The organism is Halopenitus salinus, assembly GCF_042662125.1.
In the GTDB taxonomy this organism is placed as follows: domain Archaea; phylum Halobacteriota; class Halobacteria; order Halobacteriales; family Haloferacaceae; genus Halopenitus; species Halopenitus salinus.
In genome coordinates this window covers 381,094-405,144 of record NZ_JBHSXL010000006.1, presented here as the reverse complement: position 1 = coordinate 405,144, position 24,051 = coordinate 381,094, and the positions used below count along the sequence as shown (strand labels likewise).

Here is a 24,051-nt window from a genome sequence, read left to right as displayed (position 1 = left end):
AAACCCGTCACCGTCTCGTCGAGGCGGACGCGCGACTGCACGCGGCGTGGCGCGCCCGCCTCGACGACTTCGGGACCGTTCTGGAGGCGTACCGTGCGGCCTATCGGGACGCCGTCCGCGAGCGGGGCGTCGTCTCGCATACGGACGTCGCCTACCTCGTCGACGCCTACTTCGACGGCCGGATCGATGACGTTGGCATCGACGTCGACGTCGACGTCGACGACGCCGATCGAATCCGGATCCGGCGACGCTACCGGACCCGGATCCGGAGTCTGATCGTCGACGAGGCACAGGACGTCTCCGCGATCCAACACGCCGCGCTCTCGCGTCTCGTCACATCCGACGCGCGCGTGTTCGTCTCGGGCGATACCCTCCAGAGCATCTACGGCTGGCGGCACGCGGACCCGTCGCTCTTCCGGTCGGCGATAGCGGACGGAGCGTACCTCGGAATCGACTGGGACGTCCACGAGCATCGAACCGCGACCACGACCTATCGCTGTCGTCCGGACGTGGCCGCCGCGATCGACGCGATCGCCGAGCCGGCGCTCACGGACCCGGCACGCGGTGACGTGGGCGACATGGCGGTCGCCTATCCTGGACTCGATCCCGACCGGGACTCGACCGACGGGAACAACGTCCACGTCGCGGCCTTCGAGCCGATGGGGGCGGACTCCGATTCCCACGCGTGGATCGACCCGGTGGAGGGTCGCGGCGAGGCGGCGGCGCTCGCCACGTTCGTCTCGAAGGGGCTCGCGGACGGCACGTTCCTCGACGACGCCGGCGATCCGCTCGATATCGTCGTCCTGTTTCGGTGGTCCACGTGGATGGACGCGTACGCGGACGCGTTCGCCGAGGCGGGACTTCGCGTGCGCAACGCGAGCGAGCCGCTTTTCGCGTGCCCGCTCGTCGAGGCGGTCCTCGACGTCTGCGCGTGGCTCGTCGCTCCGGCCAGCCCGGATCGAACGATCGACCTGTTCGTCGACTCCCCGCTTGGGCTCGAGGAACTCGAGTCGGCGATCCGAAACGCGGACGGGGAGATCGGTGCCGTTCGCGCCGGGTGTGCGCCCACGAGCGCGCAAAAACACGTCCTCGACGCGCTCTCGACGCTCCGGGATCGTCGGGACCGAACCCGCTCGCGTCCGGCGACGACCTACGTCGAGGACGTCATCGCGGAGCTTGCGTTGCGGGCCGACCCGCACGGACTGTTTCCCGAGGTGGATCCCGAACGACGCGTCGGGAACCTCGACGCGCTCGTCGACACGCTCTCCGAGTGGGAGGCCGAAGAGCGGCTTCCGCCGCGCGAACTCGCGACGCTTGCGGCCCCCTTCCGTGAGAACCCCTCGTTCGGCCCGAACCAGCCGAGTACGGCCGGAACCGACCCCGACGTCGAGTTTCGCACGATCCACGACGTGAAGGGAGACGAGGCCGACGTCGTCGTCCTCGCGAACCCGGGCTTCGACGTGTGGAAACACGGCGTCCAGTCGACCCGTCTTCTCACACGTGGGCGTTTCGCCGGGCTCGCACCGCCGACGAACGTCGACGTCCCCCGGAACGTTTCGCTTCCGCCGTTCGCGAACGGGCTCTACGATCCGGCGGACACGCGCGACCCCGACGTCGGGCTCCGGTGGATGACCGCCCGCTGGCGCGACGACGTCCTCGAGTCGGGGTCCTCGACCGCGCTCGTCGGGCCCGACCGTCTCCGACGGGCCGCTGCTCGCGAGCGGGCCGAAGCGTGGCGGTTGCTGTACGTGGCACTCACGCGCGCCCGCGAACATCTCGTTCTTCCGCTCCCACGGTCACTTCCGGGCGGGGAGCGCCCGCGGGATCGGTGGCTCGATGCGCTCCGGGAGGGACTCGCGTTTTCGGGCGAGGAGACGGACGGCTACTCCGCCGGCGGAGCGGACGGCTCCCCCGCCGGTCCCTTCGAGGTCGGCGTCAACGACGTCGATCTCCTCGCGACGCGCGACGCCCCGCGGACGTCCCGCACGCCGGACGTGGCGGTCACGCCGCCCCGCCGCGGGGGGCTTCCCGCCTGGCTCCCGCGGTTCGTGAATCCGAGCACCGTGTACCCGCTCACCGAGGATCCCGACGGGTTCGTCCTCGATCACCTCCTCGGACGGGCGCTACACACGGCGACCAACGACGTGGATGCCGACCTCCCGCTGCGGTTCGACCGGCTTGGCCCCGACGACGTGGGCACGTGTCTCCACGAGGTGCTCACCGGGATCGCCGAGCGATTCCCCGCTGGCGACGCCGTTCGCGACTCCACGCCGGAGATTCGCCGGCTTTTCGAGGAGACGCTTCGCGAGCACTCGCCCCGGACCGACGACCGGGAACGCGAGGAGCTGTTCGAGTTCTTCCGCGAGGCGATCCTCGAGGACTTCCTCGCCTCCGAGCTGTGGGCGCGGATCGAACGCGGCGATCTCGTCGCGATCGAACGATCCGTCGACGGGCTCGTCGTCGTCGACGACGTCGAGTTCGAGATCCACGGCACGGCCGACTTCGTTCTCGAGTCGCCCGCCGGCGAGCGCTCCGTGGTCGACGCCAAGATCGCCTTGGCCGAGCCGACCCCGGAGACCCGGCGGCGCTACGAGCTACAGGTGGCGTCCTACGCCTACCTCTTCGAACGGCACGCCCCGTCCAGGTCGGCTCCCGTCTCGGGAACCGTCGAGACGTTCGGCGTCGAGCGCGAAACCGTCACGTCGGAGTGGCCGCCGGCCGTCGTCGAGCGCCGGTTGGCCTCGCTGCTCGATGGGTGAGCCTTCAGGTCCCTCCGAGGAGTCGATACCGGGGCGCACTCGAGGAGTCGACATCGGGACACGTCGGCGCCGTCGGCGGCTCGGTTCGTGGACGGAAAGTAACGGTTATACGGACGGTGACCCATGCTCGAACCATGCAACGACGCGCTGTAACCGTGTACGTCGCGCTCCTTCTCGTCGTCGGCGCGGCGGCCGGTGGACTCGTGGCGACCGCCGACTCCCCGGAGGTCTCGTTCGAGGATCCCGCATACGAGGGCGGTGCGGGCGGCTCCTTCGATCACGCGGGACAGACCTACACCGTCGCCGACGTGACCGAGAACGTCGAGGAGGGCGGCCACGGGAGCGAGACGGTGACGCTGTCCGGGACGCTCGAGTGGAACGAGACCGTCACCGAGTCGGCCGAGTGGGCCAATAACTCCACCGTGACCTACGAGGAGGACGAGTGGCGGGTCGTCATCGAGGGCGAGGACCCGAGCGCGTTCACCCTCCAGGAGGTGCTCGACCGCCAGGCCATCCTCGAGAACGACTCCGCCGCCGACAACCAGACGTACATGCGAAACGGGGAGGAACACGTCGCCGTCACCGACGAGGACGGCGAGACCACGCTCGTTCCCGCCGACGAGTACTTCCCGGAGCCCGAGGAACGCCGCATCGACGAGGGCGAGACGATCACCTACGACGGCCACGACGCGGCCGTCGCGAACGTGAGCGCGAGCGCGGCGGTCCTCGAGTGGGAGACGACCCAGACGATGTCCGCCGAGTTGACCCCGCAGGGACAGGTGACCCTGGGCAACACGACCTTCGTCGCGATCTTCCCCGACAGCTCGACGGTCGTGCTCTCGAGCAATCTCGAGTCCTACGAGGCTCAACAGGCGGAGATCGGACAGTTCGAACAGCGGATGTCCGGCCTGACGCGTATCGGGTGGACCATCGGCGCGACGGTCCTCATGTTGATCGCGTTCGCGTTCGTTCCCTCGCGGTACTGATCCCGATCGCCACCCTCGATCGTCGAGGGCGGTCGCCGGGCCTTAGTTGTCGACTCGCGATCGTCGGGGCCCGACCATCCGGATCGACGCCCCTCGATTCCACTTTTCGCTTCCGCCTTCGCTCCCTTCTCACCGCAACAGCGCCAGCACCGCCGTGACGAGGAGGCCGACCACGACCGCGATCCCGGTCACGAGCGCTCCGATCCGCGGGAACGCCATCCACAGCGCGATGAAAAACGAGAACGCGAACCCGATCAGGATCACGAGGAACACGCCGCGAGAGGGGTTCTGTACCGCCGCGACGAACACCCGCTGTGGCAGACTGAGATCGTCGAGTCGCAGATCGGGATCGCCGGTCTCTCCCCCGACATCGTTCCCGCCGCCTCCCTCGTCCACCTCGCTTCCGTCGCGGTCGGCACGCTCGGTCTCCATTACGTCCCCGATAGACGCCACGGTCCCCTATCGCTTTCGACCGGTCGGCCTCACAGCGCGCCGGCGAGGTATCCCCCGAGGAGGAACGCGCCGACGGCCGCGGCGAGCGTCCCGACCGCGTAGCCGGCCGCCTCGAGAGGGCGTTCTTCCGCCCGCGTGACGGTCTCGAGCGCGAACGACGAGAACGTCGTGAACGACCCGCATAGGCCGACGCCGAGGACCAACGCGGCGGAATCCCCCACGGCGGCCGACAGGGTCACGCCGAGAATCAGACTGCCGCTCACGTTGACGACGAACACCGTCCGACGCGTGAACCGACCGACGACGTAGCGAGCCGCGGCGCCGATCGCGCCCCCGGCCGCGACGAGCGCCACGCTCGCGACGTCGACGCTCATCGGGACCTCCCGCCCACCGCGAGTCCGGCGACGGCCGCGAGGAACCCACCGACGTAGCTGGCCACGACGTATCCGGTCGCGACCGCTGGGTCGGTCGAGACGGCATCGGCGACGAACGTGCTGTAGGTGGTAAACGAGGAGAGCACGCCGGTGCCGGCGAACAGCATGAGCCGTCCCTCGAGGACTCGAGCCGTGATGACCGCGAGCGCGAACGCGCCGACGACGTTCACGGCGAACGTGCCCGCGACCGGCCCGACGAGCAGCTCGACGCCGTACCGCGCGCCGGCGCCGATCGCGCCGCCCGCGGCGACCACGACCATCTCGAGTCCGCGGTCGATCGACGACCGGGCGAACGATGTTCCCGTCATACCTCGACGTCTTGGCCCGTTCGGTTATCCATTACGACGGCGCGCCGCCCTCGCCCGGTTCGCCTCGATGCCGCTCGCGGTCGGACTGTCACCGCCGTGGGGCGTCCGCCGCTCGCGGACCCGGACGACGTGTGCGCTCTCGGTCCGGTCGTCGACGACGAGGGCCTCGCCCGTTCCGCTCGGCAGGACCCGGCCCAGGTCCTCCCCGAGATAGGCCGGCTGTGCGTCCCGGAGCGCGTCGACGTCCCGCTCCGCGGTCAGGCGGTGGGCGATCACGAGATCCGCCTGCGAGACGGCCACGTCGGGGAGCGCGCTCGGACGCTGGGTCGCACACACGAGGCTCACACCGGGCGTCCGACCGCGGGTGAAAAGCGTTCGAAACGCCGGTTCCCCGATCCCCTCGAGGAAGGCGTGCGCCTCGTCGACGAGCAGCCAGGGGAGCGGACCCGTTCCCCTCTCGATCCGGTAGTCGTAGAGACCCCGAGCGATCACGTGTCCGACGGCCGCCATGGCCGCCGGGGTCAACGATCGACAGTCGATCACCGTCGCTTCGGCTCCCGTCAGCTCGCCCATGGTCGGCGCCGCCGGATCGAAGATGCCCCACGCGTCCGCGAGCCGAAGGTGGTTCGAGGCCGCCCGCTTGACCGGGTCTGGAGCGTCGGCCGTCTCTATTTCCGCCAGAATCCCCGCGATCGAGGTCGGGTCGTCCTCGGAAGCGGTAGCGAGCGCTCCACAGCCGTTTTGCCGCCTTTCGACGGTTCGCCACAGGAGGCTTCCGGCGGCCCCGGTCGGATCGAGCCCGAGGAGTTCCGGCCAGACGTCGGGGGACAGCGTCGCGGGGTCGATCCGGGCGTCGATCACGCGGCCACCGGGCAGTTCTCCCAGCCCGGCGAAGACCCCCATCGGATCGAGGACGATCGGGGAGACGCCCTCGACGCGGGCGAGCTCCTCCGCGATCACCCCGAGCGTGTATGACTTCCCGGTTCCACGCTTTCCGACTAATACCCCCGCGTGCGGGTTCTCGGCGTCGATCGCGACCGGCGCGCCGGTGCTCCCGTCCCGCGCGAGGAACGCACCGACATCCAGAATGGCTCCGCCGGCGGTTCCCTCCCGCCCGAGCACGTGTGCGGCCCCTCCTGCTTTCGGTCTCCGTCCCGACCCCGGTTTCGGCTCCGAGTCTGGCCCCGGTTCCGGATCCACCCCCGGCTTCGGATCTGCACCCGGCTTCGGATCCCGTTCGCCGCCCGCGGCTCGATTGCGGTCGTCCACCTGCATCGAGGGGACTGGTCCCCCCTCCCACAAGAACTTTCGTCCGTACGTTTATGACCGATTCCGGGTCCATGGGCCGTATGATCGAAGACGGCATCGCCGTGCTATCCGCCGAGTTTCGCCGCGACGAACGCGCCATCGAGGGGCTCCCGATCCGGCTCGTCATCGCCCTCGTCGTCGGCGTCGCGAGCTTGAGCGTCATGATGAGCATGGTGAACGGCATCCAGGGACTCGCGGTCGTGGAGCTGGACGTCCAGCCGGAGCCGGAGGTGATCACGCCGGGAAGCCAGGACCTCGAGTTGACCGTCGTCGATCCGGACGGAACGCCCGTCGCCGACGCCACGGTCGTCGTCCGCGGGGAGACGGCGCGGATCGACGGGGTCGAGACGGCACGGACGGACGGCTCCGGAGTGGCCACGGTCACGGTCGAGCCCGAACTCGGTCCCAACCAGGTCGACGGGACGCTCTCGATCGACGTCAAACCTCCCGCGGGAAGCGAGTACACCGACGATCGGGAGAACACGGAGATCCTCGTCGTCGCGGAGTGATGGGGAGGAGGACGGGGACGAGGGCGGGGACACGGGGACGAGGACGGGGACACGGGGACGAGGACGGGGACACGGGGACGAGGACGGGGACACGGGGACGAGGACGGGGACACGGGGACGAGGACGGGGACACGGGGACGGTGATCGACGAGAACCGGATAGGTGACCCCCGTCGTCAGTGACGACTCCGGCGACAGGGTGCCACCGGGACGAGATCGGTCAACGCTGGTCCTCCCAGTCGACCCACTCCTGCTCCCAGCCCTGTTTCGCGAAGTACCCCCGCTTCGAGAACTCGGCGTCCTCGCGTCGGGTTCGGTTTCGTTCGATCCCGCCCCGCTCGCCCGCGACGAGCAGCGGCCGAAGCTGGACCGGTCCGGCCTCCTCGAGGATCTGTAGTCCGTCCGTTCCGGGCGTTCCCGTTCGTTCGATCCCTCGCGTCCGGTCATCCGGTCCGGTCGGCTCCGGGGATCGGTCCGCATCCGGGGATCGGTCCACCCCGTCGGTTCGACGCGGTCGAACGGCGACGAGGGTTTGAGCGCCGGTTCCCCGAGGAAAGACGAGCCGGCCGTCCTCGGCCAGCTGTGCGAGCAGCCTTCTGGGAGGCCGTACCGCCGCCGCCTCGAGCAGGACCCGGTCGAAGGGGGCGTACTCCGGAAGCCCCTCGCTTCCGTCCCGCCGATCGACGAGAACCGGATCGTAGTTCGCGCTCGCGAGGTTCGATCGGGCGAGCGCGACCAGTTCGCGATCGACGTCGATCGCGTGAACGCGTCTGGCCCCCACGATCTCCGCGAGGATCGCCGCGGTGTAGCCGACCCCGGCGCCGACCACGAGCGTCTCGTCGCCCTCCTCGGGGGCGAGCGCGGAGACCATTCGGGCGACGGTCGCGGGCGAGAGCGCCCTGGTCCCGTGTACCTCGGTCGGCCGGTTCGCGTACGGCGCGTCGGGGACGAACGCCTCACGGGGGACGCGCTGGAGCGCGTCGAGGAGACCCTCCGAGAGCGGGCGATCGAGGCGGTGCTCGAGGCTCTCGATCATGTCCGCCCGAAGCGCCGTCTCGTCCATACGCCGGATCGGCGCTCGGTCGTAATGAACCGCACGCTCGGTGGCGGGGGACGTCTCCCCGGACGACCTCCTCCATCGGTCTCTTCCGGCTCTCGGTCCCGATCTTCACGAGTCGCTATCGACCATCGGCACGAACCGCACGCCGCCGTGGGACTCGCGATCCGTACCTTCGGGCGTGACCGTCAGCCGAACCAGCTCCTGGTGGGCGCGTCCGCCGATCGGCGCGACGATGTGGCCCCCCTCGCGGGTCTGCTCGACGATGGCGTCCGGAACCCCATCCTCGGCCGCACAGGTCAGGTAGGCGGCATCGTAGGGGGCGTGTTCGGGCCACCCCTCGTGGCCGTCGCCGACGAGGACGTCCACGATCCCTCCGTAGCCGAGGCGCTCCAGGCGATCGCGTGCGGCCTCGGCCAGGTGGGCGACGTATTCGACCCCGTAGACCGCGCCGCTCTCCCCGACGAGCTCCGCGGTGACGGCGGCGTGGTAGCCGCAGCCGGTGCCGATCTCGAGGACGCGATCGCCGGCCTCGAGATCGAGCAGGTCGACCATGATCGCCACCATGTGCGGCGCGCTTATCGTCTGGCCGTCGCCGATCGGGAGGGGTCGGTCGGCGTAGGCGCGTTCGGGCGTCGCGTCGGGAACGAATTCGTGACGCGGCACCGACCGCATCGCCTCGAGCACGCGCTCGCTCGTGTCCCGACGCCGGGACAGCCGCTCGATGAGCCGATCGCGGGCGTCGGATGCGGACATACCACACGCTACGGACCGTTCCGACCTGAATGCTGCGGCCGCGTCGTCGGGCTTATCGCGTTCGTGCCCGGCCGCCCGCTAGATCGATCACGCGCTCGTGATCGACGTGGTGGATGCGCCCGCCATCGGATCCTCACCACGCCGACCACGCGCTCGAGGTCTCATCGCGCGCGTAGAGCCGCTTTACGTCCTTTGCGAACGCGGTGTCGCCGTCGTGATCGAGCTTGTCGAACCGGTATTCCGGCGCGTTCTCGCGGATCTGGATCCCCTCGATCGTGAACTCCTCCTCGCCGAACGTCTCCGTTTCCGCCACCTCGAACTCGTGATCGCCGGGGACGTTCACCGTGAGCGCGCGCGTGTGCTCGCGATCGCCGTCGGCGGGGTGAAGCGTCACCTTCACCGAGACGTTGTCGACCGCCCGAGTCCACAGCGTCTCCACGTCCGCGACGTCGGCCTCCTCGACCCGGCGTTCCTCGCCGACCTCGATCCCGGTCACCCGCGCCTGCAACAGCGCGTCGGGCGTGTCCACGACGAACTCGCCGCCGATCTCCGCGTAGGTGTCGGCCGGAACCGTCATCGTCGTCGAGAAGGACTCGCCGTCCTGGGAGACGACGATGTCGAGATCGACCGTTTCGGGCTCGGGGATCTCGGTTTTGTGCGTGTGTCCGCACTCGGTGCATCTGACCGTCGCGGTCCCGCCGGGCTTGAGCACCTCGTGGACCGTCGGCTCCGCGGTCGAACAGGAGGGACAGACGAGTCCGACCCGCTCGCGTTGATCGCTCATTGCCCGCCGATAGCCGTCCTGGCGGTAAAAGTCCGCGTTTGTCGATCGGGTCGTGGGAGGGGCTGGCGTGGGCCGGAGACCGGTCACGCCGACGGCAGATCCATGGCCTCGCCGTCGACGTACACCGTCGGATCGCGAATGATCCCGTCGAGGTGCAACGGGGCCTCGACGTCGCCGCCGATGCTCGCGTCGTCGCCGATCGCGACGTGGACCGTCCCGGCGGCCTTCTCGTCGAGCAGCACGGACCCGACGAGCTGCTCGACGCCGACGTTGGTGCCGATCCCGAGTTCCGCGAGGTTGTAGGCGTCGCGGCCGACCGACTCGGCGCCCGCCTCGACCTGGTCGCGGATCGCCGGATCCGAGATGGACGTGACGTACCCGTCCTCGACCTCGAAGACCAGCCGCTCGTCGGGGTCGAGCAGGCCGTGTGGCCGCATCGTCCCGTCGACGACGTAGGTCCCGCTCGCGGTCACGGGCGAGACGAACACCTCGCCCGCAGGGAGGTTCGAGAACGCTCCCGGCTCCCGAACGATGCCCGTGTCGGTCTGCCACTCGCGGCCGCCGGGTTCGACGGTCAGGTCGGTTCCGGCCGCCGTGGTGATCCGGATCGTCTCCGCGCCCGCGACCCGCTCGTGGACGGCCGCACACGCCTCCGCGATCGCCTCGTAGTCCGCGTCGAGGCCGGTGGTGAACACCGACTCCGTGATCCCCGGAAGCGTCGCTCCCCGGGCGCCCTTCTCGCAGGCCGCGCCGCGGGCGCGGGTGTGGCTCAGGCTCTTCGTGGTCGGCGCGAGGAACACGTCAGCGGCGCTCATCGCCGCCGCGACCGGCGCCGGCGGCTCCGCGCCGTGTTGGTCGCCCGGCGGGTATCGCAGGATCGAGACGTCCTCCGTGCGCTCGCCGGCGGCGGCATAAAGCGCCTCGCCGATCGTTCGGCGCTCGTCGTCGGTGATCACCACGACCGATTCGTCCGCCTCGATCCCCAGACACTGGCCGACGGCGGTCCGCGCCGCCGCCTCCAGCTCCTCGGGAGTCACCGCGTCGGGTTCGTCGGAGTCCATGCCGGGCATTTTGTCGGCGTCCCGTTAGGCGTTGCCATACGGCTCGATCGCACGGCGATGGTTCGGACAGATAGAGTATATATACTGAATTTCGAACGGTGTTCCATCCCGTATTCCGAGATTTCAACCGATCTATTACTCGTTTCGTAGTTATCGTATTCGTTCCACTCTCGGAACTATTATACGGTTCGCGGCCGGACGTCCAGGTACATGATCCGCGTGGGTGTGAACGGATACGGGACGATCGGAAAACGGGTCGCGGACGCGGTCGCGGCCCAGCCCGACATGGCGCTCGTCGGCGTCGCGAAGACGCGCCCGAACTACGAGGCCGAGGCGGCCCTCCGGCGCGGCTACGATCTCCACGCCGCGATCGCAGAGCGCGCCGACGCGTTCGCCGACGCCGGGATCGACCTCGCCGGCGACCTCGACGACCTGATCGAGGCGAGCGACGTCGTGGTCGATTGCTGTCCCGCCGGCATCGGCGAGCGGAACCGCGCGCGGTACGCCGCCCACGACACGCCCGCGATCCTCCAGGGCGGCGAGGCGGCCGACGTCGCGGACGTCTCGTTCAACGCCCGCGCGAACTACGAGGCCGTTCGCGACTCCGACGCCGAGTCCGCTCGCGTCGTCTCGTGTAACACGACCGCGCTCTCGCGTGTTCTCGCCCCCCTCGAGGAGGAATACGGCGTCGAGAAGGCCCGCGTCACCCTGATCCGCCGCGGCGGCGACCCCGCGGAGACCGACCGCGGCCCGATCAACGACGTGGTTCCCGATCCCGTTTCGATTCCCTCCCACCACGGTCCCGACGTGAACACGGTCCTGCCCGGGATCGCCGTCGACACGCTCGCGGTGAAGGCGCCGGTGACCCGGATGCACACCCACGGGCTCAACGTCACGCTCGAGTCGACGCCCGAGGCCGGCGCGGTCCGCGATCTCCTCGAGGCGGAGTCGCGCGTCTTCGTCATCCCGGAGGGTGCGGGCGTCGACGGCGGCGGCGCGCTCAAGGACTACGCGATGGACGCGGGACGCCCGCGGGGCGACCTCTGGGAGAACTGCGTGTGGGGCGAGTCGATCCAGCTCCAGGGGTCGGATCTGTACCTCTTCGAGAACGTCCACCAGGAGGCCGACGTCGTCCCCGAGAACGTGGACGCGATCCGCGCGCTCGCGACGGACGTACCCGCCGTCGAGTCCGTGGCTCGGACCGACGAGTCGCTCGGGGTCGGACTCGAGAGCCTCCTCGCGGAACCGTCGACCGGGACGGGACTCGTCACGGCCGACGACTGAGGTCGATCGCTTTCTCCCCGGAACTCACTCCTCGCGCGGTCGGCCCCGCTCGAGCGCCTCGACGGCCGCCAGGGGCTCGCCGGTGAGCGCCCGGATGTAGGCGCCGCCAGCGATCGACACGTGCGAGAAGTCGTCCTCATCGAGGTCGTACAGCCGGATCGCGCGGGCGGTGTCGCCCCCGCCGACCACCGAAAAGCAGTCCGTCTCCGCCATCGCCTCGAGCACGCCGACCGTCCCGACGGCGAACCGCTCGTCCTCGAAGACGCCGAGCGCGCCCTTCAAGAAGACCGCCTCCGAGTCCGCGATGACCGGCTCGTAGGCCATCACGGTCTCGGTCCCGACGTCGAGGTAGGCGGTCTCCTTTTCGGCTATCGACTCGACGGCGACCTCGCCGCGGTCGCCCTCGGCGTCCTCGTAGGCCAGATCGACCGCCAGGGTGATCCGGTCGCCGTACTCCTCGAGGAGCGATTCGATCGTTCCGTGGTTTCGCTCCCACTGGTCGTCGAAGCGGTCCATCCCCTCGAGGTCGTAGCCGACGGGGTGGCCGGCGGCTCGAAGGAACAGCTCGCCCGCGACGCCGCCGAGGAGGAACCGGTCGACCCGGTCGCCGAGCGCGTCCATCACGTCGATGACGTCGGTCGCCTTCGTCCCGCCGACCACCATCGTCACCCGCCCGTCGAACTCGCGGGTGGCGATCGCGGTGTTCGCCTCGTACTCCGTCTCCATCACCCGACCGGCGTACGCCGGCAGCGCGAGCGGGAACCCGACGAGCGAGGCGTGGCTCCGGTGAGCCGCGGAGTAGGCGTCACAGACGTACGCGTCGAAACGCGGCGCGAGCGTCCGAACGAACTCGGTGTCGGCCTTCGTCTCCGGGTCCTCCTCCGGAAGTTCGCCCTCGCACATCCGGACGTTCTCCAACAGCAGGACCTCGCCCGGCTCGACGTCCTCGATGGCCTCGATGGCCTCCGGGCCGTAGGTGTCGGGAACGAACGCCACCTCCCGCCCGACGTGCTCCGCCAGGATCCGGGCATGACCCGAAAGCGTGGTGAAGTCGTCGTTTCCGGGACGTCCCTGGTGGGCCAGACAGACGACCCGGTGGCCGGCCGCGACCAGCTCGCGGACCGTCTCGGCGTGTCGCGCGAACCGCTCGTTGTCCTGCGGCTCGCCGTCCTCGATCGGCGAGTTGAGATCGAGGCGGACCAGCACGCACGAGTCCGCCGGCAGCGCGTCGATCGTCTCGAACCGTGCCATATCGGAGTCTGGTGACCCGGCCATTTAGTTGTCGGCGACGTAGCTCGCCATGTCGAGCATCCGGTTCGAGAAGCCGTACTCGTTGTCGTACCAGGTGAGCACCTTCACCAGCTCGCCGCCGGCGATGGCGTTCGTCGAGGAGAGGTCGACGTAACTCGAGAACGGCAACCCGACGACGTCGCTCGAGACGATCTCGTCGTCGGTGTATCCGAGCACCCCGGCGAGCGGCCCCGAGTCGGCCGCCTCGCGGAACGCGTCGTTGACGGCCTCCGCCGTGACGTCCGCCTCCGTGTCGACGACGAACTCGGTGATCGAGCCGTTCGGGACCGGAACCCGGATCGCCATCCCGTCGATCCGCCCCTCCAACTGCGGGAGGATCTCCGTCGCCGCGCCGGCCGCGCCGGTCGTCGTCGGCACGATGTTCTCGGCGGCGGCGCGACCCCGACGGGTCTTCGCCATCGGGCCGTCGATGAGGCTTTGGGACCCCGTGTAGGCGTGGATCGTCGTGAGCGTGCCCGACCGAATGCCGAACTCCTCGTCGAGCACCTTCGCGACGGGCGTGATGGAGTTCGTCGTACAGGAGGCGTTCGAGACGACCGACTCGCCGTCGTACTCGTCGTGGTTCACGCCGTAGACGAGCTGTTTGACCGGCTTTTCGCCCTTCGGCGGCGCCGAGATGACCACCGTCTCCGCGCCCCCCTCCAGGTGGGCGCTCGCGTCCTCGTACGTGCGGAAGACGCCCGTACACTCGAGTGCGACGTCCACGCCCAGGTCGTCCCACGGCAGCGAGGCCGGGTCCTGCCGGTTGTAGATCGGCACCGAGGTCCCGCCGATCGTCAACGAGCCGTCCTCGAGTTCGATCCCGTCGAGACGGCCCATCACGGAGTCGTACTTCGCGAGGTAGGCGGCGTCGTCGGCGTCCATCACGTCGTTGATCCCGGCGAGCTCGATCCGCGGGTGTTCGAGGGTCGCGCGGAACACGTTTCGGCCGATCCGGCCGAACCCGTTGAGTCCGACGCGCACGACCTCGTCGTCCGCGACGTCGTCCGCGGCGTCCAGATACGATTTACTCATAGTTGAAGTAATCTCGTCCAGCCTAAAAACTGTTCAGATCGACGCGAGGCACCATCCCGCACGATCCGCCGTGGACGGAAGCCTTATCGGAACGTCGGCCGTCGATCCGCACATGAACAGGGACGACCGTGACGACCCGTTCGGCGACCTCTTCGAGGAGATCGAGCGGATGATGGACCGGATGGCCGGCGTCGAGGACGGCCCCGGGGACGGCTCCGGGTTCCGATCGGAGACCCACGTCGACACCTACCTCGAGGACGACGTGGTCCGGCTCGTCGCCGACCTGCCGGGCGTCTCCAAGGAGGACCTCTCGTTGCAGTGTGACGGCGAGACCCTGACCGTCTCCGCGGCCTCCGACCGCCGCGAGTACGACGAACGTATCTCGCTTCCCGTCCGCGTCGACGAGCGCTCCGCGTCCGCGACGTTCAAAAACGGCGTCCTCGAGGTCGTCTTCGAGCGCGCGGACGACTCCGCGTCGATCGACCTCGAGTGACCGCCCTCGAGTGATCGTCGGAGCCGTTCTCCTTCAGCTCCGTCTCGCAGTGTCGCGTATCAGCCCCGCCAGACGGTCGTAGAAGTCGACCTCGTACTTTCCCGCGTCGACGGTCGGCCGGGCGTTCGTCTCCACGACCACGAGCCGGTCGTCCGTCTCCAGCAGGTCGACGCCGAGGTAGTCGATGTCGAGCTCCCGCGCCGCCCGTTCGGCCAGCTCGCGGTGGCGCTCGGGAAGGTCGACGGCGGTCGCCACGGCGCCGCGATGGACGTTGTGTTTCCATCGGTCGCCGCCACCTCGACCACGGTTTCGGCCTCCGTTTCCGTTCCCATCCTCGCCTTCGTCTCCGTTCCCGCCCCCGCTCTCGCCCCCGCCCCCGTCTCCGGATCGCGGATCTCCCTCCCCGTCGGGGATCCGACGTTCGACCGCGCCCACACACTCCCCGTCGAGAACCATCACCCGGTAATCGCGGGAGCCGGGTAGAAACTCCTGGATCAGATAGGACTTGTCGCCGGTCGCCCGGTAGTCGTGTACCAGGTTCAGGTGGTCGATCGTCCCCGCGAGGTCGTCGACGTCGGACGCCTTCGCGACGCCGGTCCCCCGGGTCGTCGAGTTCGGCTTGATCACGACCGGAAACGACAGCCCCGCGTCCTCGAGCGACGCGAGCACCTCGGACTCCGCGACCGGGTTCGAGACCATCACCGTTCGCGGCACCGGAAGCCCGGCGGCGTCGAGCGCGCTCGTCACCGCCGCCTTGTTTCGCGAGGTTACGACCGCCCCGCGGCCGTTCACCCACGGGATCGACAGCCGGGCGTCGAGCGCCCCGCCCTCCATCAGCCGGGTCGGGTAGACGAACCCGACGTCCACCTCCTCCGGCGCCGGATCGACGGGGTCGGCCGGTCGGTCCCCGTCAGCCGTGAGCCGGAGCGTCCGCTCCGTCGCTCGAAGGTGGACGACGTCTATCCCGCGCTCTCGGAGGGGGCCACGGATCCGATCGAACGTCTCCGAGCGGGTGCTCATCGCGAGCCGAAGCATCGATCCAGGGGAGGGACGGCACCGGCATAAGCCTCGCGCCGGCGGCCACGGGGCGTAGGGAGAACACGGCGTCGCGGACGCTCGACGCGAGAGGGAACGAGACGCAAAAACGAACGCGAACCCGAACGAACCGGCCTACGAGACGAGCAGCTTCTCGCCGCGCTCGACGGTGATCCGGCAGGACGGGGACATCTTGTTGTACGCGCGCCGGAACGCCTCCTTGACCGTCGCAGCGTCCTCGGGGTCGCAGTAGGCGGTGAAGATGGCCTCGTCGGCGTCGACGCGTGCGGCCGTGCCGACGGGCTTGCCGAACGCTTGGCGCATTCCGTCGGAGACGCGGTCGGCGCCCGCGCCGGTCGCCTGCTTGTTCTCGCGGATGACCTGGTGGGGGAACTTGCGCAGCACCATCTTGTACTGCTTCTCGCCGATCTCCTTGATGAGGTGGCGGTTGGCCGACAGGCGTGCGCTCTCGAGGGAGCCGTGGCGGATCTGGAGTTCCTCGTCGACGCGGAGGCTGATCTCCACCTCGTATTCCTCCGGATCGGCCTGCAGGTCGCCCATGTTGTGCTGTGCGATCTTCGAACCCGGAATGCCCGTGATGTACTCGCGACGCGTGTACGAGGGCTTGCTGATGTTCCGGTACATGGAGGCCGGCTTGTCTGACATGGTTACTTGTCGTCTCTAACCTCCGCTTCGCGAATAAACCCTTCGAAAGAACCGACGGATATCGCCCACGTCAGGCGCTCCCACGCCGGGTTCACCGACCCGCCTCGACGTGCTCTCCGGGGCCCGCGCTGCCGTCCTCGCCGGAGTCCGCGTTGCCGTCCTCTCCACGGTCCGTCTCCTCGATCGGCTCCTCGCCGGATCCCTCCTCGTTCGAATCGCCGCTCTCCTCGCCGGATCCCTCCTCGTTCGAATCGCCGCTCTCCTCGCCGGACTCGCCGCTCTCCCCGTCGGCCTGCTCTTGGGAGTCCGGCGGTTCGACCGCCGCGTGCTCGAAGCCCTGCTCCGCGAGAAGCTCGCGTGCCCGGTCCGTGATCGACGGGGAGACGAGGACCCCGCGGACCTCGTCGGGATCGACGCCGGCCTCGTCCCCGAGGGCCTCGACGTATCGGCCGAGCTGGCTCACGGCGCTCGGCCCGACGCGACGGCGTTTCAACTCGAGGACGACCGGGTTCGAGTCGGCGTCGACACAGAGGACGTCCATCGGGCCGACGGCGCTGTCGCGCTCGACGGCCACCGGATCGAGGCCCTCCTCCACGAGGTCCGGCTCCTCGAGGATCCGCCGCCGGAGGTCCGCCTCGCTGCCGCGGACCTCCAGGTCCCGTCCCCCGGTCACGCCCATCGCCGACAGCTGTTCGACGTCGGCGAACCTGACGGCCAGCGTCTCGTCCGGCGACGTCCGGACCGACCGCACCCGAAGCCGTCCCTCCCGGACCGCGGCGTAGTGGTCAGACCCCGGCGGCTGCCAGTTCACGGGCGTTCGCTTCTCGTCGGTGTGGACGAGCGCGGAGCCGTCCGGCTTGAGGACGAGCAGTCGTTTTCCCGCCCCGAGCGTCGAGGACGCGCGCCCCTCGTAGTCGACTCGGCACTCGCCGAAGACGGTGATCAGCTCCCCGCGGTCGAAGGCGGCCTCCAGGGCCCAAAGCGCCTCGCGGTGGCTCGGATCGTGGAGGGTCCGTACGGTCACGGCCGCGAATACGGCCCGGCGGGCCAAAAGGCCGCCGGCGCGGTCCGATCAGTACCGGCAGTTCTCGCCCGCGACGCGCGCCTCCTCCGCGGAGCCCTCCGGTTCCGCGACCCGTTACACCCGGAATTCCTCGAGCGCGTCCTCGTCAAGGCGGACGCCGTGGCCCGGCTCGTCGGGCAGCTCGATCATCCCCTCGTCGTTCGGCGCCAGCGGCTCGGCGACGACGTCGTCGAACACCTTCACGTCCATGTCGCGGTAGAAGTACTCGACCCACTGGCCGTTCTCCACCGCGCCCACGAGCGATGCGTGGAGGTTCCAGTTGTAGTGGGGCGCGATCGGCACGTCGTGTGCCGAGGCGTAGTTCGCGATCCGGAGCCACTCCGTGATCCCGCCGCAGACGGTCGCGTCGGGCTGGAGGATGCCGGCGGCGCCGCGGTCGTAAAGCCCCGCGAAGTCGTGGCGCGTCCCCTCCAGTTCGCCGGTCGCCACGGCGTAGTCGATGGCGTCGTTGAGCTGGCTCATCGTCTCGACCCGGTCGATCATCACGGGCTCCTCGATGAAGTAGGGGTCGTGGGGCTCGAACGCCCGGCAGGCGCGCACTCCCTCGGGGACCGACTCCCAGACGCCGTTGGCGTCGAGCAGGAGCGTCCGGTCAGGGCCGATCTCGTCGCGGACGGCCGCGACGCGCGCCTCCTCCTCGGGGACCGAGCGGCGCCCGACCTTCATCTTCACGACGTCGTGGCCCTCCTCGACGTACCGGCGCACCTCCTCGCGCAGCCCCTCGTGGCCCTTGTCGTCGCGGTAGTAGCCCCCGCTGGCGTAGGTGGGAACGGCGTCGGCGTACCCGCCGAGCAGCTTGTACAGGGGCTCGCCGGCCGCCTTCGCCTTGAGGTCCCAAAGCGCGATGTCGACGCTCGAGATCGCTCGCAGGAACAGCCCGGTCCGGCCGATCTGGACGTTGCTGTCGTACATCTCCTCCCACAGCCGCGCGACGTCGCGGGGGTCCTCGCCCACGAGGACCTCCTCGAGCCGCGACTCGACGGAGTCCGCGATCAGGCCCGCGGCCTCATAGCCCAGCGAGTAGCCGACGCCCTCCAGCCCCTCGCCGGTCCGAATGCGGGTGATGGCGTGGTCGCGAAAGTGGATCGTGCGGTTCGAGAACGAGACCGGCTCCGCGAGCGGGATCTCGATCGGGTAGGATTCGACCTCGGTTATCTCCATGGCGACCCCCGCGGCGGCGACCCACATATAGCTTCGGCTCGCGGAGACGTCGTTTTCGCGGCGTCACTCCGGCCGCCTCGGCGTCAGCCCGACCGCCTCGACGCTACTTCGACGGCGCGTCGCCGACGCCGTCGCTCGCCGTTCGAGAAAATCGAAAACGCAGCCGTGTGCCGATACGCTCCTCGAGATCGCAAAACGACCTTACAGTCGGGTAAGGTTCGTCGCGCGCGGGCCCTTGGGGGCGTCCTCGATCTCGAATTCGACCTCCTGTCCCTCCTCGAGATCGGGGCCGCCGATGTCCTCCATGTGGAAGAAGACGTCGTCGTCCGCGTCCTCAGTCGAGATGAAGCCGTAGCCGCCAGTGTCGTTGAAGAAGTCGACCGTTCCGGTAGACATTGCACCCGTATCGAGGCCGTTATTCGGCATAAGGGTTGTGCATTCGGGATCGACGCCGCAGCGGCCGTGATGGACCGTCTCGACGGCGGAGGACGCCGAGACGGCTCAGTCCACGTACTTGCGCTGGAACTCCTCGTCGGACTTCGTGAGATAGAGGATGCCCTCGATGAAGCCGACGATCGCCGGGATCCCGGTCCAGAAGAAACAGAGGTAGAGGATGCCCATCTTGTTCTGGCCGAGGTAGAACTTGTGCGCGCCGATCCCGCCGAGCAGCAGGGCGAACACGCCCGCAGCCGTGCGGTCCTTCTCGCTGGAACCTCCCGATCCGGTCTGTCTGACGCCGCATTCGGGACAGATCTCGGCCCGCTTTTTGATGACCGACCCGCAGCTCGAACAGTACTGTTCGTCCGGTCCCGGTTCGTCGCCGTTGCCAGCGGTCGTCGACGTCGCGGTCGTTGACGCCGCCGTTGCAGTCGACGACTCCTCGAACCCGTCTCCCTCGCCCGGATCGCTCCAGCCGCTCGTTTCCTCGGATTCGGCCGGATCGCTCCAGCCACCCGTTTCCTCGGACTCGGTCGGATCGTCGGATCTATCTGCCGCGTCCAGATCGTCGGTCTCTATCGGCTCGGCTGACTCCACGTCGTCCGGTTGGTCGTTCGATTGGCTCTCCGATTCCTCTCGAGTCGGGTCGTCGCCTGGAGGACCTGCCATACGTCAGCGGTGTCACCGCGGGTATTTATAAATGGGTGCCGATCAGTCCGCCTCGGATTCTCCTCGCCGCTCCCACACGAGCAACACGGCCGCGAGGACGCCGTACCCGACTCCGACGGCGAGCACCCGGAGATCGCCGCCGAGGAGGAGTCGACCGAGCCCGAGTCCGTAGGCGATCCCCAACAGTCCGCCCGTGATCGTCCGGATCCGGTTCGACCCCGTGATCGGCCGAAACGTCGTGGCCGCCCAGTCGACGAGCGCGAAGAGCGGCAGGACGGCGATCGCCGCGATCTGGATCCCGGAGCTTCCGACTCCCAACAGAAAAATCGCGATCCCGGCGAGGATCCCCGGGTAGATCCCGGAACACCGCGCGCAGAGGTGTACCGTCCTCGATCCGACACGCAGGCGGTGACACCGGTCGTACTCCGCCGGCTCGTGATGCGAGAGCAAATAGCGACGCGTCTCGGCGAGCCCCTCCCGAAGTTCCCGCCGGAGGACGTCGTGGTTCACGTTTTCGGGGTAGAGTCGACGGACCAAAAGGATCCGGACGACGTTGAGGTCACGTTCGCCCCGCGGATGGAAAGGTATAGGGCGGAGACGCCACCACGCGTATATAAACAGATGAGCGACGAGGGATACGACCACGCGGCGATCGAGCGCCGGTGGCAGGACGCGTGGGACGAGACGGACGCGTATCGCACGCCCGACGGCGTCGAGGACCCGACCTACGTCCTCGGGATGTACCCGTACCCCTCGGGGAAGCTGCACATGGGCCACGTCCGGAACTACACGATCACGGACGCCTACGCCCGCTACCGCCGGCTGCGCGGCGACGACGTGCTCCACCCGATGGGGTGGGACGCCTTCGGCCTCCCGGCGGAGAACGCCGCCAAGGAGCGCGACACCAACCCCCGCGACTGGACGTTCGACTGCATCGACACGATGAAAGGCCAGATGCGGTCGATGGGCTTCGGCTACGACTGGGACCGCGAGATCACGACCTGCACCCCCGACTACTACCGGTGGAACCAGTGGCTCTTCACCCGATTCCACGAGGAGGGGCTCGTCGAGCGCCGCGACGCCGAGGTGAACTGGTGTCCCTCCTGTGAGACCGTCCTCGCCGACGAGCAGGTCGAGGGCGACGCGGAGCTGTGCTGGCGGTGTGACACGCCCGTCGAGACCCGCGAACTCGACCAGTGGTTCCTGAAGATCACCGAGTACGCCGACGAGCTCCTCGAGTACATCGACGATCTGGAGGGGTGGCCGAACTCGGTCAGACAGATGCAGCGCAACTGGATCGGCCGCCAGTACGGGACCGAACTGGAGTTCGAGATCGAGGGCCACGGCGGCGTCGAGGCGTTCACGACGCGCGTCGACACGATCCACGGCGCGACCTTCTTCGCGCTCGCGCCCGACCACCCGATCAGCGAGGAGCTGGCCGAAACGGACGTGGACGTCCGCCGGTTCATCGAGGAGGAGGCCGACCCGGACGGCGACGAGCCGAACGGCGTCGAGACCGACCTCGTCGCGAGGAACCCCGTCACCGGCGAGGACATCCCCGTCTACGTCGCCGACTTCGTCCTCTCGGAGGTCGGAACCGGCGCGCTGATGGCCGTCCCCGCCCACGACGAGCGCGACCACGCCTTCGCGAGGAAGAAGGACATCGAGATCCGCCCCGTCATCGCACCCGCACCCGACGAGGACGGGGGATCTGACGACGATGAGCCGACCGCCCCCGACGTCGAGGAGGCCGCCTTCACCGAGGACGGCGTCCTGATCAACTCCGGGGAGTACGACGGCCTCGACAGCGAGACGGCCCGCGAGCGGCTGACCGCGGACGTCGAGGGCGCCGAGGAGGCGACCCAGTACCAGCTCCGCGACTGGGGGATCTCCCGCCAGCGCTACTGGGGAACGCCGATCCCGGTCGTCCACTGCCCGGACTGCGGTCCCGTGATGGTTCCCGAGGAGGACCTGCCAGTCGAGCTTCCCGAGTTCATCAACACCACCGGCAACCCGCTCGACGCCGCCGGCGAGTGGAAGGAGACGACCTGTCCGGAGTGCGGCGCCCCGGCCGAACGAGAGACCGACACGATGGACACCTTCGTCGACTCCTCGTGGTACTTCCTGCGGTACGTCTCGCCCGAACTTTCGGACGCGCCCTTCGACCTCGAGCGTGCCAACGACTGGATGCCCGTCGACCAGTACGTCGGCGGCATCGAACACGCGGTCATGCACCTGCTGTACAGCCGATTTTTCACGAAGGTGCTCGCCGACCACGAGGGCCTCGACCACCGCGAGCCGTTCGAGAACCTGCTGGCGCAGGGCATGGTCCAACTCGAGGGCGAGAAGATGTCGAAATCGAAGGGCAACGTCGTCTCCCCCCAGCGGATCGTCGAGGAGTACGGCGCCGACACCGCCCGCCTGTTCATGATGCAGGCGGCCCAGCCCGAACGCGACTTCGACTGGTCCGAGGAGGGCGTCCGCTCGACCAACCGCTTTTTGGCCCGGCTGCGGTCCCTCGTCGAGGACCACGCCGACGCGATCGCCCCGGTCGAAACGGGAACCGCCTCGGCGGCCACCGCCGACGCGTCGGCCACTGCTGATCCCGGGGACCCGATCGCGGGATACGTGGCCGACGAGATCGACGCCACGATCGCGGTCGCGACGGAGGAGTACGACGACCTCACGTTCAACACGGCCCTGCGCGAGACACAGGGACTCGTCGGCACGCTCCGGAGCTACGCCGAGTACGCCGACGAGCCGGATCCGGAGGTTCTCGGCCGCGGCCTCTCCGTCGCGGTCCGGCTTCTGGCGCCCGTGGCGCCACACCTCTCGGAGGACCTGTACGCCCGGCTTCACGGCGGCGACCCCGCGGCCGATGACGCCTCCTCGCTCGTCGGGGACGGCGTGGTTGCCGGCGCCGACTGGCCGACCGCCGAGGTCGACCGCGAGACGGCCGAGAAGCGCCGTCGACTCGTCGAGAACACCCGCGAGGACGTCAGACAGATCGTCGACGTCGCCGGCATCGAGGACCCCGAGTCGATCGACGTCGTCGTCGCGCCCGACTGGAAGTACGACGCCCTCGAGATCGCGATCGACAGCGACGCCGACAACCTGATCGGCGAGCTGATGGGCGAATCCCACATCCGCGAGCAGGGTGACGCCGCCGCGTCCTACGGACAGGACCTCCAGGAGAACCGCGAGGCCCTCTCGATGACGCTGCGCGGCGACGCGGAGTACGAGGCGCTCCGCTCGGCCGCCTGGCTGATCGAACGCGAGTTCGACGCCCCCGTCCGAGTCGTCCGCGCCGATGAGGCGGCCGACGACGTCTCGCGCACGGCGGAGCCGGGACGTCCCGCGATCGACATCGCGGAGTGAGTGCGGGCCGGGACGTGGCTCTCCGGGTCGGACGGTAGCTCCCCTGATCGTTCTATTCGTAGCCGTCGACCATCCCCTCGACGTACTTCGCGATCACGTCGACCTCCAGGTGTACCGGATCGCCGGGCGACTTCCCCGAGAGCGTGGTCAGCTCGTAGGTGGCCGGGATGATCGCGACCTCGAGGGCGTCCTCGCCGCGTTCGGCCACGGTCAGCGAGATGCCGTCGAGCGCGACGGACCCCTTCTCGACCACGTAGCGGCCCTGATCCGGCGGGATCGAGAACTCGAACCGCCAGTCCTCGCCGACCGAGTCGATCGTCTCGACCGTCGCCACGGCGTCGACGTGGCCCTGCACGAGGTGGCCGTCGAAGCGTCCGTCGGCCGGCATTGCACGCTCGAGGTTGACCGCGTCCCCGGCCCCGAGCTCGCCGAGATAGGTCCGATCGACGGTCTCGCTCGCCAGGAACACCTCGAAGACGCCGACGTCGCCGTGGACGCCTCCGGTGTCGTCCGGATCCCCGCCGGCCACCTCCGAACCGTGCGCCTCGACGGTGAGACAGACGCCGCTGACGCTTATCGACTGCCCGTGGGAGAGGTCGCGAAACCCCTCCGCGGCGATCGTGAGCCGTCGTCCGTCCGCGGTCCGGTCGACGTCGACGACCTCGCCGACGGTTTCGACGATCCCGGTGAACATACGCGGAATTCGGGACGGGGCGTGAAGTCGTTGTCGCGTGACGACGGTGGGTCCGACGCCGTCCACTCGAATCGGTCGCTTCGCGTCGCTTATACGGCGTCGCGGGCTACCGATCGCCGATGCGATTCGGAATCCTGGACACCATCGGGCTCGCGACCACGCTCGTGTTCGCGCTGCCGGTCGCGAACTACGGCGTGATGCGCGCGCTCGACGGCGAGACGGCCCTCGGCGCCGCCATGGTGGTCGTCGCCGTCGCGATGGTCGTCCTCCCGCAGTACTTCCTGGACCCCGAGCGGATCCTCCGCGGGCTGCTCGCCGGACTGCTTCCGCAGCGACTTCGATCGACGAGGGACGAGGAGGAGGGGGCGGAGTCGGTCTCGAGCGACGCCGCCGATTCGCTCGAGGAGTGA

General features: G+C 69.1%; 24 protein-coding genes and 1 pseudogene. 7 read left to right on the top strand and 18 right to left on the bottom strand.

Annotated features, from left to right (window positions below; genetic code table 11):
- On the top strand, nt 1-2,759 hold a 2,759-nt coding region (locus tag ACFQE9_RS08215), incomplete at its 5' end, for a UvrD-helicase domain-containing protein (protein ID WP_379743045.1).
- Between the two features lie 134 nt (nt 2,760-2,893).
- Nucleotides 2,894-3,745, top strand: a complete 852-nt coding sequence (locus ACFQE9_RS08210) for a hypothetical protein (protein WP_379743043.1) — start codon at nt 2,894-2,896, stop codon at nt 3,743-3,745.
- A gap of 129 nt (nt 3,746-3,874) precedes the next feature.
- Here the strand turns inward: ACFQE9_RS08210 and ACFQE9_RS08205 are convergent, their stop codons facing one another.
- The 4 genes from ACFQE9_RS08205 to ACFQE9_RS08190 are packed head-to-tail and all read right to left on the bottom strand — an operon-like array spanning nt 3,875 to nt 6,215.
- On the bottom strand, nt 3,875-4,177 hold the full coding sequence (locus ACFQE9_RS08205; RefSeq protein ID WP_379743040.1) for a hypothetical protein: 303 nt from the start codon (nt 4,175-4,177) through the stop codon (nt 3,875-3,877).
- Nucleotides 4,178-4,227: 50 nt separating this feature from the next.
- Entirely contained in the window at nt 4,228-4,572 is a 345-nt protein-coding gene (locus tag ACFQE9_RS08200; protein ID WP_379743037.1) for a fluoride efflux transporter FluC, read from the bottom strand.
- Nucleotides 4,569-4,940, bottom strand: a complete 372-nt coding sequence (locus ACFQE9_RS08195) for a fluoride efflux transporter FluC (RefSeq protein ID WP_379743034.1) — start codon at nt 4,938-4,940, stop codon at nt 4,569-4,571. Before ACFQE9_RS08195 ends, ACFQE9_RS08200 begins: the two co-directional genes overlap by 4 nt.
- 24 nt (nt 4,941-4,964) lie before the next feature.
- Nucleotides 4,965-6,215 carry an ATP-binding protein gene (locus ACFQE9_RS08190; protein WP_379743031.1) on the bottom strand — a complete coding sequence of 417 codons (1,251 nt, stop codon included), beginning with the start codon at nt 6,213-6,215 and terminating at the stop codon, nt 4,965-4,967.
- 74 nt (nt 6,216-6,289) lie between these two features.
- On the opposite strand from ACFQE9_RS08190, the gene ACFQE9_RS08185 reads away from it, so the two are divergent.
- Nucleotides 6,290-6,757: a DUF7382 domain-containing protein gene (locus ACFQE9_RS08185; RefSeq protein ID WP_379743028.1), complete on the top strand. Its 468-nt coding sequence runs from the start codon at nt 6,290-6,292 to the stop codon at nt 6,755-6,757.
- Nucleotides 6,758-6,976: 219 nt separating this feature from the next.
- On the opposite strand, the gene ACFQE9_RS08180 is transcribed toward ACFQE9_RS08185, so the two are convergent.
- The 4 genes from ACFQE9_RS08180 to ACFQE9_RS08165 form a co-directional block, all read right to left on the bottom strand.
- Nucleotides 6,977-7,819 (bottom strand): protein-L-isoaspartate O-methyltransferase family protein, encoded by an 843-nt coding sequence (locus ACFQE9_RS08180; protein ID WP_379743025.1) that lies wholly within the window; start codon nt 7,817-7,819, stop codon nt 6,977-6,979.
- Between the two features lie 105 nt (nt 7,820-7,924).
- Complete coding sequence (gene pcm, locus ACFQE9_RS08175; RefSeq protein WP_379743022.1) at nt 7,925-8,569, bottom strand: protein-L-isoaspartate O-methyltransferase; 645 nt, start codon at nt 8,567-8,569, stop codon at nt 7,925-7,927.
- 133 nt (nt 8,570-8,702) lie between these two features.
- Nucleotides 8,703-9,353, bottom strand: a complete 651-nt coding sequence (locus ACFQE9_RS08170) for an HVO_0476 family zinc finger protein (protein ID WP_379743020.1) — start codon at nt 9,351-9,353, stop codon at nt 8,703-8,705.
- 83 nt (nt 9,354-9,436) lie between these two features.
- Nucleotides 9,437-10,414 (bottom strand): aminopeptidase, encoded by a 978-nt coding sequence (locus tag ACFQE9_RS08165; RefSeq protein ID WP_379743017.1) that lies wholly within the window; start codon nt 10,412-10,414, stop codon nt 9,437-9,439.
- 210 nt (nt 10,415-10,624) lie between these two features.
- Here ACFQE9_RS08165 and ACFQE9_RS08160 point away from each other — a divergent pair, with 210 nt between their 5' ends.
- Entirely contained in the window at nt 10,625-11,698 is a 1,074-nt protein-coding gene (locus ACFQE9_RS08160) for a type II glyceraldehyde-3-phosphate dehydrogenase (protein ID WP_379743014.1), read from the top strand.
- Between the two features lie 24 nt (nt 11,699-11,722).
- Here the strand turns inward: ACFQE9_RS08160 and ACFQE9_RS08155 are convergent, their stop codons facing one another.
- Entirely contained in the window at nt 11,723-12,949 is a 1,227-nt protein-coding gene (locus ACFQE9_RS08155) for a phosphoglycerate kinase (protein WP_379743011.1), read from the bottom strand.
- Nucleotides 12,950-12,973: 24 nt separating this feature from the next.
- Nucleotides 12,974-14,023: a type I glyceraldehyde-3-phosphate dehydrogenase gene (gene gap, locus ACFQE9_RS08150; protein ID WP_379743008.1), complete on the bottom strand. Its 1,050-nt coding sequence runs from the start codon at nt 14,021-14,023 to the stop codon at nt 12,974-12,976.
- A gap of 112 nt (nt 14,024-14,135) precedes the next feature.
- Between gap and ACFQE9_RS08145 the strand changes: the two genes are divergently transcribed.
- Entirely contained in the window at nt 14,136-14,516 is a 381-nt protein-coding gene (locus ACFQE9_RS08145) for an Hsp20/alpha crystallin family protein (protein ID WP_379743005.1), read from the top strand.
- A gap of 33 nt (nt 14,517-14,549) precedes the next feature.
- On the opposite strand, the gene ACFQE9_RS08140 is transcribed toward ACFQE9_RS08145, so the two are convergent.
- The 7 genes and pseudogenes from ACFQE9_RS08140 to ACFQE9_RS08110 all read right to left on the bottom strand — a co-directional run bounded on the left by ACFQE9_RS08140 (nt 14,550) and on the right by ACFQE9_RS08110 (nt 20,079).
- A complete protein-coding gene (locus tag ACFQE9_RS08140) occupies nt 14,550-15,551 on the bottom strand; it encodes an ATP-grasp domain-containing protein (RefSeq protein ID WP_379743002.1) in 1,002 nt (333 codons plus the stop codon).
- A gap of 135 nt (nt 15,552-15,686) precedes the next feature.
- Nucleotides 15,687-16,217, bottom strand: a complete 531-nt coding sequence (locus tag ACFQE9_RS08135) for a 50S ribosomal protein L16 (protein ID WP_379742999.1) — start codon at nt 16,215-16,217, stop codon at nt 15,687-15,689.
- A 298-nt stretch (nt 16,218-16,515) separates the two neighbouring features.
- Nucleotides 16,516-17,241, bottom strand: a pseudogene (gene nucS / locus ACFQE9_RS08130) (endonuclease NucS); the annotation flags it as partial.
- 114 nt (nt 17,242-17,355) lie between these two features.
- Nucleotides 17,356-18,462, bottom strand: coding sequence for a mandelate racemase/muconate lactonizing enzyme family protein (locus ACFQE9_RS08125; protein ID WP_379742996.1), 1,107 nt, complete (start codon nt 18,460-18,462; stop codon nt 17,356-17,358).
- A gap of 201 nt (nt 18,463-18,663) precedes the next feature.
- Nucleotides 18,664-18,858: a cold-shock protein gene (locus ACFQE9_RS08120; protein ID WP_021075115.1), complete on the bottom strand. Its 195-nt coding sequence runs from the start codon at nt 18,856-18,858 to the stop codon at nt 18,664-18,666.
- 105 nt (nt 18,859-18,963) lie between these two features.
- Entirely contained in the window at nt 18,964-19,569 is a 606-nt protein-coding gene (locus tag ACFQE9_RS08115; protein WP_379742992.1) for an NINE protein, read from the bottom strand.
- A gap of 42 nt (nt 19,570-19,611) precedes the next feature.
- Nucleotides 19,612-20,079 (bottom strand): DUF2085 domain-containing protein, encoded by a 468-nt coding sequence (locus tag ACFQE9_RS08110; RefSeq protein ID WP_379742989.1) that lies wholly within the window; start codon nt 20,077-20,079, stop codon nt 19,612-19,614.
- Nucleotides 20,080-20,190: 111 nt separating this feature from the next.
- Between ACFQE9_RS08110 and leuS the strand changes: the two genes are divergently transcribed.
- The gene (gene leuS, locus ACFQE9_RS08105) at nt 20,191-22,947 is read left to right on the top strand and encodes a leucine--tRNA ligase (protein ID WP_379742985.1); all 2,757 of its coding nucleotides are present in this window, start codon (nt 20,191-20,193) and stop codon (nt 22,945-22,947) included.
- Between the two features lie 52 nt (nt 22,948-22,999).
- On the opposite strand, the gene ACFQE9_RS08100 is transcribed toward leuS, so the two are convergent.
- On the bottom strand, nt 23,000-23,641 hold the full coding sequence (locus ACFQE9_RS08100) for a riboflavin synthase (RefSeq protein WP_379742982.1): 642 nt from the start codon (nt 23,639-23,641) through the stop codon (nt 23,000-23,002).
- A gap of 119 nt (nt 23,642-23,760) precedes the next feature.
- Here ACFQE9_RS08100 and ACFQE9_RS08095 point away from each other — a divergent pair, with 119 nt between their 5' ends.
- On the top strand, nt 23,761-24,051 hold the full coding sequence (locus tag ACFQE9_RS08095; RefSeq protein WP_379742979.1) for a DUF7533 family protein: 291 nt from the start codon (nt 23,761-23,763) through the stop codon (nt 24,049-24,051).